Origin of the sequence: Paraburkholderia phymatum STM815 (genome assembly GCF_000020045.1) — a bacterium.
GTDB classification, from domain to species: Bacteria; Pseudomonadota; Gammaproteobacteria; order Burkholderiales; family Burkholderiaceae; genus Paraburkholderia; species Paraburkholderia phymatum.
Genome location: NC_010622.1, coordinates 2411257 through 2424804, shown reverse-complemented (window position 1 = coordinate 2424804; position 13548 = coordinate 2411257). Strand labels below are relative to the sequence as shown.

The window sequence follows — 13548 nt, the reverse complement described above, 5'->3', positions numbered from 1 at the left end:
GCCATTTCTGAAACGATCCGGTGCGGCGGCGCAGATTGTTCTGATCGCGCACAGCCCATACATTCCCTCCATTGCCAATTTTCACGGGAGAGTCAGATGATCAGGATCCGCCGTTCCGACGAGCGTGGCCACGCCAACCACGGATGGCTGAACGCGAAGCACAGCTTCTCGTTTGCCGACTACTACGATCCCGAGCACATGCATTTCGGTCCGCTGCGCGTGATCAACGAAGACCGGATCGCCGCAGGGCAGGGGTTCGGCACGCACGGCCATCGCGACATGGAAATCGTCACTTATGTGCTCGACGGCGCGTTGTCGCACCGCGACAGCCTGGGCAACGGCTCGACGATCCGCCCGGGCGACGTGCAGCGGATGAGCGCGGGCACGGGCGTGATGCACAGCGAGTTCAACGCCTCGCAGGACGACCCGCTGCATCTGCTGCAGATCTGGATCATCCCGAAGCGTACGGGCGATGCGCCGGGCTACGAGGAAAAGCGCTTTGAAGATGCCGACAAGCGCGGCCGGCTACGCGTCGTGGCGTCGCCGGAAGGCCGCGACGGCTCGGTGACGATTCACGCCGATGCGTCGATCCATGCTGGCCTGTTTGATGGCGCGGAGCGCGCCGAATACATGCTCGAGGCCGGGCGCCAGGCATATGTGCACGTCGCGCGCGGCGCCGTCACGGTCAACGGCGAGGCGCTCAAGGCGGGCGATGCCGCGATGGTCTCCGATGCCACGCACGTCACCGTCGAAAACGGCGAAGGCGCCGAAGTGCTGCTGTTCGATCTGGGGCAGTTGCGTTGAGCGAACAGCGCGTTCGTCGGTACATTCCGACGTGCCACGTAGCAACGCCACGGAAGCGCTTTGCCGTGGCGTTTTTCTTGTCGGGGCGGTGCGAGCGTTCTGCTTAAGGCTTCACAGCTGAGGCCGCCTCATCGCCTCGATGCTTTTCCCAGCGCTCGCGCATCTTGTCGTGACGCTGCTCCATCTTCGCGAAGTGCTGCTTGAGCGCCGTGCTGACGGTGGTCTTCTGTTGATCGTTCAGGCCGTTGTAGAAGTTGAGCCATGCCGTTGCCGTCTGTTCGCGCAGCTGCGCATCCTTTTGCTCGATTTGCTGATGCGCGGCGTGCATCGCGTTGAGGTCGAGAATTGGCTGCTGCTGCAACTGCTTGAACTGCTGGCGCATCTGCTCGTGATTCGCGCGTTCGGCTTCATGGCTTTGCTTCATCGTGTCGAGCGCGGCCTGCCATGACTTTTCCTGGTCGGCGTTCAGTTTCAGTTGCCCGTGCAACTGGTTGAGTTCCTTCATGAACCCGCCGTGATGCCAGCCCGGACCGCCGTGGCCCATGCCCGGGCCGCCGGGGCCGTCCGACGGTTGCGCGGCGAAGGCAGACCCGAGACTCAGCGCGAGCGATGCAGCGGCAATGGCGAGAAAGCGTGATGTTTTTTTGGACATTACTGTGCTCCTTGATCAACTGGCCGACGATGCCGCCCGTCTCGAAGGTGAACTGGCGTGCATTCGGTAAGGCACAGCGTAGAGGCATCGAACGAGGGCCGTGTTACGCGTATCCTTGCGGAAGTTACGCGACATTACGTGCGCCTTTCGCGGTAACACCCGGTAACCCTTTCGGGGCCGGACGGGTCCGAAACGCTTCGGGGCGCGCGTTACACTTCGAACCATGGCTACTCAAATTCTTGTCGTCGACGACGACGTCGAACTGCGCGACCTGCTGCGCGATTATCTGGCCCGCCAGGGCATCGAGGTATCGGTGCTGCACGACGCCAGTTCCCTGGAACGCCGTATCGAGCGCGAACGGCCCGATCTGATCGTGCTCGACCTGATGATGCCGGGCGTCGACGGCCTCACGGCGCTGCGCAAGCTGCGTGCGTCGGGCGACGACATCCCGGTCATCATGCTCACCGCGCGCGCCGACGACGTGGACCGCATCGTCGGGCTGGAACTGGGTGCCGACGATTACCTCGGCAAGCCGTTCAATCCGCGCGAACTGCTGGCGCGGGTGCAGGCGGTGTTGCGCCGCCGCAAGACGGTGCCGTCGGCCGCTGCGCCTGAGCAGCGCGAGCCGTTCTCGTTCGGCCGCTTCACGCTGGACTTCCAGTCGCGCACGCTACATCAGGAAGGCAAGCCGCTCACACTGTCGGGCAGCGAATTCGCGCTTCTGAAGATTTTCGTCAACCACCCGATGCGCACGCTCACCCGCGAGCGCCTGCTCGAACTGCTGCACGGGCCGGAGTACGACGGTACGGACCGCGGCATCGACGTGCAGGTGTGGCGCCTGCGGCGCATTCTCGAAACCGATCCGTCCGTGCCGCGCTTCATTCAGACAGTGCGCGGACGCGGATACGTGTTCGTCCCGGATGGCGAGCAACATGCGTCGTCCAATTGATTCATTGTTCGGGCGGCTCGCGCTGCTTGTCGTGTGCGTGTTGCTGGTGTCGCATTTCGCATGGTACTTGCTGGTCCGTTTTGAACGGAACCAGTCGCAGACGCGCTATGCCGTCGAAGAGGCCGTGTTCCTCGTCGATGCGGTGCGCGATCACGTAAGACGTGAGCCGGATCAGCCGTTGCCGTCGCGTGTGCGCCTCGTCGATCCCGCCAGCACCGACGTCCCGCCTGAGGTGCCCAATCTGCCCGCGCCGCTCGACCGTTTCGTCGACGACGTGCGCGACCGTCTGCCCGCTTCGACACAAGTGCGCGTCGGCACGCCCGGCAAGCCGCCCACGCTGTGGGTGCGCGCCGCGAGCGATGCCAGTTGGATCGTCGTGCCCGTGCAGCCGCTGCGTCCGCCGCGCTCGCTCGACCGGATGGTGTTGTGGCTCGGCATCATTTTCTCGGCGGGCGTGATGGCCGCGCTGTTCGCCGCGTGGCAGTTGCAGCAGCCGCTGCGTTCGCTCGCGCAGGCAGTGACCCGTTTCGGACGCGGTCTGCCCGTGCCGCCCGTGCGCGAGCGCGGTCCGCGTGAGTTGCGTCAACTCACGCACGGCTTCAACCAGATGGTGCAGGAAGTCGCGCGCACCGAGCATGACCGCGCGGTGATGCTGGCGGGCGTCGCGCACGATCTCAAGACGCCGCTTGCGCGTCTGCGCCTGCGGGCCGAGATGATGGAAGAAGCGAAGATGCGCGACGGCGTCGTGCGCGACGTGGATTCGATGACGCACATCGTCGAGCAGTTTCTCGTGTTCGCGCACGACGGTGCGGATCGAAGCGAACCCGTCGAGGTGGACGGCCAGTGCGAGCGCGTGGTGCGCAGTTATCGGGCCGTCTCGGGCGGTACGCCGACCGTGCTGACCGATCTGCGCGCCGGCGACGGGTTCAGGCTGCCTGCCGCTACGCTCGACCGCATCCTGTCCAACCTGCTCGACAACGCGCATGCGTACGGTGCGCCGCCCATTGTCGTCGCGACGGCGCGCACACCGCAAGGCTTCACGCTAACGGTTACCGATAACGGCAACGGCATTGCCGCGCAGGACCTGATCAACGCGAGCCGTCCGTTCGTGCGGCTCGATCCGGCGCGCGGCGGCAACGGTCACAGCGGGCTCGGCCTCGCGATCGTCGAACGGCTCGTGCGGCGTGCGGGCGGTGAATGGCAGATCGGCAACAACGACTCAGGGAGTGGCGGGAGCGGCTTGCGTGTCCAGATGACTTTCCCGCTCGAGGCGGTGCCGCGCACAGCGGCAGCGTCGGAAAGCGTCTGGTGAGTGCACGTGCCGCGCAATCCACTGCGCGGCGTAGCAAGAAAGAAAAAGAAACGGCGGGGCGAGCAGAGCGTGCGATCGGGCCTGGCACCGCAACGTGCTCTACTCGGTGAAGAGCGTGTTGAGCGCGGCGGCGGCTTCGCTGTCCACCGTGTTCCACGTCACGGTGTCGGCCTCGAAGATGTAATGCGTCGTGTACTTGCCAAGACGCGCGAGAATTTCTTCCTGTATCACTTCGGGCGCCACGTCCAGTTTCAGATACCACGCGGTCGATGACAGGCGCGTCTGAAACGCGCCGTATTCTGCGAGCAGATGGTCGAAAGCGTCAGCGTCCTGATCGCGGCAGACGATGACCAGATTTCCCTTCATGCGAACCTCCGGGGGAGCGAAAAGCGATGATCACGACTTTGTATACGAAAGTCGATCATACCTGCTTGCGCTCCGCTTGCCCGGCGGCTTCGATATGGAATGCGCCCCGCATCGTGCCAGGGCGATCGGGTTCGACTGAAGCTGCCCGTTACCACGCGTTGACGGGGGCCCGCGCGGGTGGCGCGGTGTCGTCGGGCGGCACGGCTTCGCTGCGGTCGCGGCCACCCTGTTTCGCGGCGTAGAGCGCCTGATCGGCGCGGCTGATGATGCGCTCGGGCAAGTCCTCCGCCGACAGTTCCGTGATGCCGATACTTACGCTCAAGCCCACCGATTGCGGCAGCTTCGTCGACGGCATCGTCTTCAGCCGCACACGCAGGCGTTCGACCACTTCGAGGCCGGTGCCGAGCGGCGTGTCCGGCAGCAGGATGCCGAACTCTTCGCCGCCCAGCCGGCCGATCGCGTCGCTGCCGCGCAGCGCGGTGCGGCACGTGTCGACGAAATGTTCGAGCGCCCGGTCGCCCGCCGCGTGCCCGAAGCGGTCATTGATCTGCTTGAAATGATCGAGGTCGGCGATCGCCATGCATAGCGGTTCGCCCGTCGCGCGCGCCCGCTCGATCTCATGGCGCAGCAGGTCGAGGAAGTAGCGGCGCGACAGCGCGCCCGTCAGCGCATCGTGGCGGGCTTCCGCCGACAGCAGCGTGTTCGCCGACTGCAGCTGTTCCGCGAGCACGCGGGTCGCGCGGTGATGACGCCGCTCGCGCAGATACGACACGGTGATCACCCACGCGAGCGCCACCGTGCCCGCGAGCGTCAGGAAGACGAGCAGATGATCGCGCTTGTGATTGCGCATCAGTTCGGGCCAGGCGACGAGCGGATCGACGAGATGCGCCGACAGGCCGGAGTTCAGTCCGCTGCGCGACTGGTAGAGCGTCGGGATCGGCTGGCTCGGCATGTCGTACAGCTGGTCGGCGATGTCGGCGGGCACCCACGGCGCATCGCCGCGCACCTGGCTCTTGACGGGCTGAATCTGCACGGCGGGAAACTGCACGCGATGATACGTGCTCATGCGCTCGGCCGGTTTCATCTGCGTGACGCGCGAGTTTGGCATCGCCTGGCCTTCGAGCGCGGCATTGTGCGCCATGATGATCACGCCGTTGTCGTCGGTGACGAAGGTGCCCGCGTGGGCGACCCAGTGGCGCAGTCGCGCGATGCCGACCTTGGCGACGATCGCGCCGACCAGCAGCCCGTCGTCGTACACGGGCGCCGAGATGAAGATGCCGGGCTCGCCGCTCATGCGGCCGACGCCGTACGCCTCGCCAAAGGCGCCAAGCAGCGCGTTGGTCAGATAGCTGCGCGAGCGCATGTCGATACCGACGAACGAATGCGCGTTCTGCGCGTTGCTCGCGGCGACGCACAGGCCGTTGGCGTTGACGAGCCAGATGATGTCGAGTCCCGAGAAGCCTTGGGCGTCACGCAAAAAGCCGTTGATGCCCGCCAGTTCAGGCGATTTCAACAGCTCCTCGCGGTGCGCGGGTTCCAGGTCCACGCCTGAAGCGGCATAATTCTGCGAATGCGTCAGAGCCTGTTGAATCACACCGAGCTCGGCCATCGTCGCGGGTATGGCCCGGGACATTGCCAGGTCGCTCGCGATCACTTCGGCCATGTTGTAGACGATCGAGGCGGACATTTGCCGCTGCTGGCGCAGTGCGGTATCCAGTTCTTGCTGTACCATCCGGTCCGCGACCAGGCCGGAGGCGAACCAGCATGCGAGCACGACCAGTACGAAACTGGCCGGTCCCAATGCCTGGCGCAAGGTTGTCCTTTTCATCGACCCTCTGATCCGTCTGACTGATTCATGCAACAACGTCTCTCGTTGCAACGCGCTGGCGCTGGGCCGCTCCTGTCGATTCCCCCCGTGCACCGCACGGAGCCAGGATAATTCGCCGCGCCGCCGTCCTCGCCGGCGGCCAGCAGGTTGTCGCCGCTTCCCGATTTTAACCGCCGCACGGCCGGGCGCCAGTCAGGATTTGCGCGTGCGAAAGTCCCGTGTGGGGTGTTAACGGCCTCCCGCCGCACTTTCTGAATAGCAACGCGGCCAATGGCATGTGGCTCGGGCGCGACGGTCTGGCGAGGAGTGGGCGCAAGCCCGGCCTTGGCTGCACGTGGCCTGCTGCTTACAGATCCATTCCCGGAGCCATTCAAAGTGACATCTGAATGTCAACGGTTGTTTCTGTCACACAGGTTGTAGTAGTGTCGTGCCGTCCAAAATGAGGAAAGCTCGCCGGCCTGCTGGCGGCGGCCCGCGCAACACGATTGCGCGAGCCGTGAGTGCAGGCCCGCACGGGGCGCCGCGCGACGTATTCGTCGCCGGCCAATGCGTCTTCAACGCCAACGATTTACCGCGCATTTGCGTTTTGCCATGCCTGAATTCCGCTTTCCTGATCGAACCCCGGACCGTCGCGCCGCCGCGACCCATGACGGCGCGGGCGTAGCCGTCATGGCTTGCTGCATGGCCGCGTGTCGCCGCAAACAGAGGGGCGTCTGATGGATCTGTTCAGCTTCACCCTGAACCGCACCGCCAACGCGTCCGCCTGGCGGGTGCTGCCCAATCGCTGGGACTTCATTGCGTTCCCGCTGATCATCTGTCTGATCGCGATGGCCGTCGTCGGCTTCCACGAAACGATGGCGCCCATCTCGACTTTGCAGAACGCGCCGATCTCGCTCGATCCGGCCAATCTGCCCGAGTATGCGCTGCGCACCACGCTGCGCATGCTCGCTGCGATGGTGGCGTCGCTGGTGTTCACGCTCGTCTACGGCACGCTGGCGGCCAAGAGCCGCCGCGCGGGCCAGGTGCTCGTGCCGATTCTCGACATCCTGCAATCGGTGCCCGTGCTCGGCTACATCTCGTTCACGGTGACGTTCTTCCTCGCGCTCTTTCCGTCTCGCGTGCTGGGCGCCGAACTGGCCGCGATCTTCGCGATCTTCACCAGCCAGGCGTGGAACATGACCTTCAGCTTCTACCAGTCGCTGCGCACGGTGCCGCGCGATCTGGACGAAGTGTCGAAGGGCTTCCATCTGACGTCGTGGCAGCGCTTCTGGAAGCTCGAAGTGCCGTTCTCGATGCCCGGCCTCATCTGGAACATGATGATGTCGATGTCGGGCGGCTGGTTCTTCGTGGTGGCGTCCGAAGCGATCACCGTCGGTAACCATACGATCACGCTGCCTGGCATGGGCTCGTATCTGGCGCAGGCCATCGCCGAAAAAAACCTGCACGCAATCGGCTGGGTGATCCTGACAATGACGGTGGTGATTCTCGCGTACGACCAGTTCCTGTTCCGTCCGCTCGTCGCGTGGACCGACAAGTTCCGCATGGAGAACACGAGTTCCGGCGACGCGCCCGAGTCGTGGCTGCTCGACCTGATCCGCCGCACGCGCCTGATTCACCGGCTGCTCGTGCCGATCGGCTGGATGTTCGCGAAGGCGGCGCGTGTGCCTATCCGCTGGCCGCGCGTCGGTCCGGTGCGCTTCGCGAAGCCGGTCGAGCACAAGCCGTCGAAGACGGGCGACATCGTCTGGTCCGTGATCGTCATGCTGGTGACGGCGTTCGTCGTGTACCGCGTGGTCGCGTATGTGCGTACGGGAGTCACGCTCGATGAAGTCGGCCATGTGTTCGTCCTCGGCCTGCTGACGCTGCTGCGCGTGACGTTGCTGATTGCGCTGGCTTCCGTGGTGTGGCTGCCCGTGGGCGTACTGATCGGTCTGCGTCCGGCGCTCGCCGAGAAGGTCCAGCCGCTCGCGCAGTTTCTCGCCGCGTTCCCCGCAAACCTGCTGTTCCCGGCGTTCGTGCTCGTGATCGTGAGGTTCGATCTGAACCCGGACATCTGGCTTTCGCCGCTGATCGTGCTCGGCACGCAGTGGTATATCCTGTTCAACGTGATTGCGGGCGCGAGCGCCTATCCGAACGACTACAAGGAAGCCGCGAAGAACTTCCGCATCCGCGGCTGGCAATGGTGGCGTCAGGCGATGCTGCCGGGCGTGTTCCCGTACTACGTGACGGGAGCGATCACGGCCTCGGGCGGCGCGTGGAATGCGAGCATCGTCGCGGAGGCGGTGCAGTGGGGCGATACCAAGGTCGCTGCGCACGGCCTCGGCGCGTATATCGCGCAGTACACGGCGGCGGGCGACTATCCGAAAATCATTCTGGGCATCGCGGTGATGTCCCTGTTCGTGTCCCTCTTCAATCGCGTGTTGTGGCGCCCTCTGTACGCCTACGCCGAAAGCCGCCTGCGGCTCGATTGAGATTCATTGAAGGCATAACGCGATGCAACATCCAAAGACCGTAACGGCCGCCACGCCAGTCCAGACGCCGCCGATGCCACCGCGCCTCGGCGACGAAATCCTGCGCGTCAAGGACGTGTGCCGCGGCTTCAACAAGACGCAAGGCGAGCTGCTCGTTCTCGACGACGCCAATCTGTCGCTGCGCGAGGGCGAGATCGTCGGTTTGCTGGGCCGCTCGGGCTCGGGCAAGTCGACGCTGCTGCGCATCATCGCCGGGCTGATCGAGCCGACGGACGGCGAAGTGACCTACATGGGCAAGCCGCTCAAAGGCCCAGCCGAAGGCGTCGCGATGGTGTTCCAGACCTTCGCGCTGTTCCCGTGGCTGACCGTGCTGCAGAACGTGGAAGCGGGGCTCGAGGCGCTGGGCGTCGGTGCGCGCGAGCGCCGCGAACGTGCCCTTGCCGCAATCGACCTGATCGGTCTCGACGGCTTCGAGAACGCGTATCCACGGGAGCTGTCGGGCGGCATGCGCCAGCGCGTGGGCTTCGCGCGCGCGCTCGTGGTCGATCCGACGCTGCTGCTGATGGACGAGCCGTTCTCCGCGCTCGACGTGCTGACGGCAGAAACGCTGCGTACCGACCTGCTCGATCTGTGGACGCAAGGCCGCATGCCGATCAAGTCGGTGCTGATCGTCACGCATAACATCGAGGAAGCCGTGTTCATGTGCGACCGGATCCTCGTGCTGTCGTCGAACCCGGGCCGAGTGATCGCCGAAATCAAGGTGCCGTTCAAGCATCCGCGCAACCGGTTGGACCCGGCGTTCCGCAAGCTGGTCGACGACATCTACGCGAAGATGACGGCGCGCCAGACGGATGAAACGACCAAGAAGGGGCTCGAGCTGCATAGCTGGCTGCCGCACGTGTCGACCAACCTGATGGCGGGTCTGATCGAAACGCTCGCCGCCGCGCCCTATCACGGGCGTGCGGACATGCCGGAAATCGCGCGCTCGCTGCATCTCGAAGTGGACGACCTGTTCCCGATCGCCGAAGTGCTGCAGCACCTGGGCTTTGCCGACGTGCGCGAAGGCGACATCTTCCTGACGCCGCCCGCGCGCGTATTCGCCGAATTCGGCACGCAGGAGCGCAAGCTGATGTTCGCCGATCACCTGCTCAAGCACGTGCCGCTGGCGGCGCGGATCAAGAAAGTGCTGAACGAGCGGCCGGGGCACCGTGCGCCGCGCGTGCGCTTCGAGCAGGAACTGGAAGACTTTCTGTCCGACAGCGCCGCCGAGGAGACCCTCGATGCCGTCATCAACTGGGGCCGTTACGCGGAAATTTTCTCGTACAACGACCAGACGGAAATCTTCAGTCTCGAGGACGTGGAGTCCTGATGTGGGCCTGAAGAGGCTCGTGCGTTTGCGCTTGCGGGCAATGGAAAAGGGGAGCCGCGGCTCCCCTTTGTGTTTGTCGCGCCGTACAACGCGTGGTGGCTACTGCAAATTGCCCCAGCGAGCGACAGCCGGTTCCGCCGATGCCCATTTCCAGTAGCCCTTGTTGTCCTGCTGGCAGGCGTTCGCCGTGTACCAGTAGACCTTCGAGTCGGGCTTGTCCCCGTCGACGACCGAAAACACGAACTCCTTGCAGATCGCGAGCGATGATGCGAACGCGCGCGTCACGCGTACCTGGCCGTGGCCGTTCTCGATGGGAAGCGAGTGCTTGACGCTCCAGTCGCGTGTTTCGCCAACGGGCATCGCGCCCGCGAGCGCGGCGATCACGTTCTGCTGATCCGTATGCATCACGCGCAGATAGCGCGCGACGGCTGCGTCGGTGGCGGCCTGCACCGCGATGCCGACGCCGATTCCCACCGCGGGGTTGGCCGTGACGATGCCTGTCGCCGCGCCCGCGCCCGCGCCCGCCGCTGCACCGACGGAGGCCGAACTGCAGCCGCTGACGATGGCGCCCGCGCCGATGCACAGCGCGCCGATTAGCGCGAGCCGCGCGGCCGTTGCGCCGCTCACGCGTCCGATTGCCTCGCGCGTGCTCATTGCAGCGAGCCCCAGCGCTCGGTTGCAGGTTCGGCCGACGCCCACTTCCAAGCACCGCCGTCACGGCAGATCGAGGCGACATAGAACGCGCTCGATGCGGGCACGTTCTTCGTCGCGGTCTTGTCGACGGAGAACACGATCTCTTTGCAGTCGAGCTCGCCGGCGCTGATCGTACGGCTGACGGTCACGCGGCCGTGCTCGTCTTCTTCAAGCGGCACCGAATGCGTGATGCTCCACGGTGCGACGGCGCCGACCGCGAGCGGGCCGGCCGCCACGGCGATGCTGTCCTGGGTGTTGCGGTGGATCACGCGTTCCGAGTACTGCACGCCCGCGCGCGCGGCTGCGACTGCACCGAGGCCGATGCCCGTCGCCACGGCGGCATTGTCGGTGACCTTGGCGGCGATCGCTGCGCCGGCGATACCAGCGCCTGCCGTGGCGCCTTCCGAATACAGCGAACTGCAACCGCTCAATGCCGATACCAGCGCGACAGCCAGTGCTGCAATGGGCATGACGCCCGGGATGCGTGATCGCCGACAGGCGGTCGTTTGCGTGGAGTGCTTGCCGCAATGCGTTGCATTTTGCATGTGTTCGTCTTTGCTCCTGCTCGTGCCTTCGGCGTCAGGGGCGCGCCAGCGCGAAGGCAGACACCATCTGATTTTTCGCTGCGGCATTGTGCAGGATGCTTTTTGTAATTGGCATAGGGAAAATGCAAGCAATTGCAAAACATGCTGCGAGGCCGTGGTCTTTCTGGTTTGGCGGGGAGCAGTTCGCATGCCCGAACGATGCGGGCGAGGACGTGCGAGCGCCACGGGCGGCGCGTTTCAACGAAGAGGAGAAGCGGCTTGATTGGAAGCCGCGCGGGGACGGGGGAAGGGCGGCGCGCCGGACGGCGCATCCGCGACGCGCGCATCACTGCCATGCGCGCGCGAGTGTCCGATCAGTTATCGTCGGGATTTGACTCTTCGTCGCCGTAAGCGCTGAGCCTGTTGTACAGCGTCTTCAGGCTGACGCCGAGTGCTTTGGCCGCGCGGCGCTTATCGCCGCCGCAATACTTGAGCGTGCCGAGGATGATCTGCTTCTGCGCATCGGCGAGCGGTGTACCGATCCACACGCTCATCGAGTCGCCGACTGTCACGGGCTTCTTCACACGCGACATCAGGTGCGGATGTGGCAGCTCCACCGCCTTCTCCGCCAGGATGAACGCGCGATACACGGCGTTCTTCAGCTCGCGGACGTTGCCCGGCCAGGACCAGGTGCGCAGCGTTTCCATCGAGCGCTTGCTGAAGACCTTGTTCGTGCCTTCCTGGCGATTGAGCTCGTCGAGAAAATGCAGCGCGAGCAGTTCCCGGTCGCCTTCGCGTTCGCGCAGCGGCGGCGCGCGCAGCGGAAACACGGCGAGCCGGTACATCAGATCTTCGCGCAGTCCGTTTTCCTTGACTGCGACAGCCGGGTCGCGATTGGTCGCGGCGATGACACGCACGTCGCCGCGAATCAGCTCGGTGCCGCCGACGCGATAGAAGGTGCCCGTCTCCAGCGCGCGCAGCAGTTTCACCTGGCGCACGGGCGCCATTTCGGTGACTTCGTCCAGAAACAGCGTGCCGCCGTTCGCGTGCTCGAAATATCCGACGCGACCCTGGACCGCACCTGTGAAGCTGCCTTTTTCATGGCCGAACAGTTCGGCCTCGATCAGTTCGTCGGGGATCGCGCCGCAATTGACGGCGACGAACGCGCCGTCCTTGCGTGCGCTGTGCTCGTGAATCGTGCGGGCAATCAGCTCCTTGCCCGTGCCCGATTCGCCGATGATGAGCGCGGTCGCGTCCGTCGCGGCCACGCGGTCGATCTGTTCGTAGAGATCCAGCATGACGGGCGACGAGCCGAACAGCGTGCCGTAAGACTTCAGTCCCGGGACGTTGTCGACCGCGCGTTGCCTCGCCTGCGATGCGCCGCCGCTGTCGGCTTCGGCGGCGGGCGAGTCCAGATCGGTTGACGACATAGCGAAGGGTGTCCTGTGCAATTTCGGATAGGTGTCGTGAATGGCGCAGGCCAGTATCGAGTGTGGCAATGCCTTGAGAGTGGTCCACTATCTCACAAAAGGCAATTTAACCACTGGCGCGCTAGTTCCGGCAAGGTACATGCAAGCTTGCGCGTTCCATGGCAATTCGCAAAGTTTGACGTACGATCGAGACGTGATGCCGGCAAAACTTGCTTCGATGCAAAAGGCATCGGCAACTTTGTCCGCGATCTGCGGGGCTTGCTCGCGGCCCTCTCCAGCACGCCGCCGCGCGGAACCTTGCCGTGAGCTTGTATCGCTCGAGGGCGGCGGGAACGGCCGTTGCAGAGTTGACGATAACGCGGGAAGCCGCATGAGGCCGGAACCGATCAGATCGAAACAGGACAAATCCGGTCCGAGCGCCAGAAAAGGAGAGTGCGATGACAGAAACGACTGAACAGCTCGCGTTGGGACGACAAAAGATTATCCAGGATCTGAACGTGCTCTTGACCGATTCGCAAGAGATGTTGCGCCTTGCAGCGGCCGTGCCGGGGGAAGGTCTGGAGGCGTTGCGAGACCGACTTCGGACGCATGTCGATTCAGTGCAGCACGCGCTCGCCGATGCGCAAATCTCGGCGCAGCGGCGCTATCGCAGCGCGAGCGTGCAGACGGAGCGCTACGTTCGCCAGAACCCCTGGCAATCGTTGGGTATAGCAGCCGGAGTCGGCTTTGTGCTTGGTATGCTGGCTGCCCGCTGAAAGGCGCCCGCGCAGTTGACGGCGACCCCAGCAACGGCAGGCGGCGAGCGTTCATCCCTTCACAACAACCAGGAGTTCGAGATGGCACGACCCAAAATCGGCGTATTCGGCGCTCTGTTCGCCGTCGGTGGCGTATTGGCATGGCGCTGGGCGCAGAAGCAGCGCGCCGCACAGCAGCCGCTGGCACGCGATCTGACGCGCTGGGAGGGCGAGGGCGGCTCGGTGACGGAAGCCGCACAACCGGCGCCTGGCGCGCAGATGGCGCCCGCCACACATCTGCGTAGCGGCAACGGCGCTGATCACAGCGACGCCTGGCCGTTCCCGCGTGGCTGAGCCGGCGGCTCGCGGCGGCGGCACGGTCGTGCGCCGCGACGTATGCCGACTTGATGTTTTTT

General features: G+C 64.8%; 13 protein-coding genes. 7 read left to right on the top strand and 6 right to left on the bottom strand.

Translation table 11 applies throughout. From position 1 onward, the window contains the following. The first annotated feature begins 96 nt into the window (after window positions 1-96). Entirely contained in the window at window positions 97-804 is a 708-nt protein-coding gene (locus BPHY_RS11000) for a pirin family protein (protein WP_012401543.1), read from the top strand. A gap of 103 nt (window positions 805-907) precedes the next feature. On the opposite strand, the gene BPHY_RS10995 is transcribed toward BPHY_RS11000, so the two are convergent. After that, complete coding sequence (locus BPHY_RS10995; RefSeq protein ID WP_012401542.1) at window positions 908-1456, bottom strand: periplasmic heavy metal sensor; 549 nt, start codon at window positions 1454-1456, stop codon at window positions 908-910. A gap of 223 nt (window positions 1457-1679) precedes the next feature. On the opposite strand from BPHY_RS10995, the gene BPHY_RS10990 reads away from it, so the two are divergent. Continuing rightward, window positions 1680-2405, top strand: a complete 726-nt coding sequence (locus BPHY_RS10990) for a response regulator (protein WP_012401541.1) — start codon at window positions 1680-1682, stop codon at window positions 2403-2405. After that, complete coding sequence (locus BPHY_RS10985) at window positions 2389-3717, top strand: ATP-binding protein (protein ID WP_041763970.1); 1329 nt, start codon at window positions 2389-2391, stop codon at window positions 3715-3717. The genes BPHY_RS10990 and BPHY_RS10985 overlap by 17 nt, the downstream gene beginning before the upstream one ends. 99 nt (window positions 3718-3816) lie before the next feature. Here the strand turns inward: BPHY_RS10985 and BPHY_RS10980 are convergent, their stop codons facing one another. Both BPHY_RS10980 and BPHY_RS10975 read right to left on the bottom strand, forming a co-directional pair. Continuing rightward, window positions 3817-4083 carry a double-stranded DNA-specific endonuclease gene (locus tag BPHY_RS10980; protein WP_012401539.1) on the bottom strand — a complete coding sequence of 89 codons (267 nt, stop codon included), beginning with the start codon at window positions 4081-4083 and terminating at the stop codon, window positions 3817-3819. Between the two features lie 148 nt (window positions 4084-4231). Next, on the bottom strand, window positions 4232-5911 hold the full coding sequence (locus tag BPHY_RS10975; protein ID WP_012401538.1) for a sensor domain-containing diguanylate cyclase: 1680 nt from the start codon (window positions 5909-5911) through the stop codon (window positions 4232-4234). 716 nt (window positions 5912-6627) lie between these two features. Between BPHY_RS10975 and BPHY_RS10970 the strand changes: the two genes are divergently transcribed. Both BPHY_RS10970 and BPHY_RS10965 read left to right on the top strand, forming a co-directional pair. Then, entirely contained in the window at window positions 6628-8382 is a 1755-nt protein-coding gene (locus BPHY_RS10970; protein ID WP_012401537.1) for an ABC transporter permease, read from the top strand. A 22-nt stretch (window positions 8383-8404) separates the two neighbouring features. Beyond that, window positions 8405-9751, top strand: coding sequence for an ABC transporter ATP-binding protein (locus BPHY_RS10965; RefSeq protein WP_012401536.1), 1347 nt, complete (start codon window positions 8405-8407; stop codon window positions 9749-9751). A 99-nt stretch (window positions 9752-9850) separates the two neighbouring features. Here the strand turns inward: BPHY_RS10965 and BPHY_RS10960 are convergent, their stop codons facing one another. The 3 genes from BPHY_RS10960 to BPHY_RS10950 all read right to left on the bottom strand — a co-directional run bounded on the left by BPHY_RS10960 (window position 9851) and on the right by BPHY_RS10950 (window position 12398). Then, entirely contained in the window at window positions 9851-10405 is a 555-nt protein-coding gene (locus BPHY_RS10960) for a hypothetical protein (RefSeq protein ID WP_012401535.1), read from the bottom strand. After that, window positions 10402-10914, bottom strand: coding sequence for a hypothetical protein (locus tag BPHY_RS10955; protein ID WP_012401534.1), 513 nt, complete (start codon window positions 10912-10914; stop codon window positions 10402-10404). The genes BPHY_RS10960 and BPHY_RS10955 overlap by 4 nt, the downstream gene beginning before the upstream one ends. A 428-nt stretch (window positions 10915-11342) precedes the next feature. Continuing rightward, entirely contained in the window at window positions 11343-12398 is a 1056-nt protein-coding gene (locus tag BPHY_RS10950; protein WP_012401533.1) for a sigma-54 interaction domain-containing protein, read from the bottom strand. Window positions 12399-12835: 437 nt separating this feature from the next. Between BPHY_RS10950 and BPHY_RS10945 the strand changes: the two genes are divergently transcribed. Together BPHY_RS10945 and BPHY_RS10940 are read left to right on the top strand one after the other, a co-directional pair. Continuing rightward, window positions 12836-13153, top strand: a complete 318-nt coding sequence (locus BPHY_RS10945; RefSeq protein ID WP_012401531.1) for a DUF883 family protein — start codon at window positions 12836-12838, stop codon at window positions 13151-13153. 81 nt (window positions 13154-13234) lie between these two features. Beyond that, entirely contained in the window at window positions 13235-13486 is a 252-nt protein-coding gene (locus tag BPHY_RS10940; protein WP_012401530.1) for a hypothetical protein, read from the top strand. The last annotated feature ends 62 nt before the right edge of the window (window positions 13487-13548 follow it).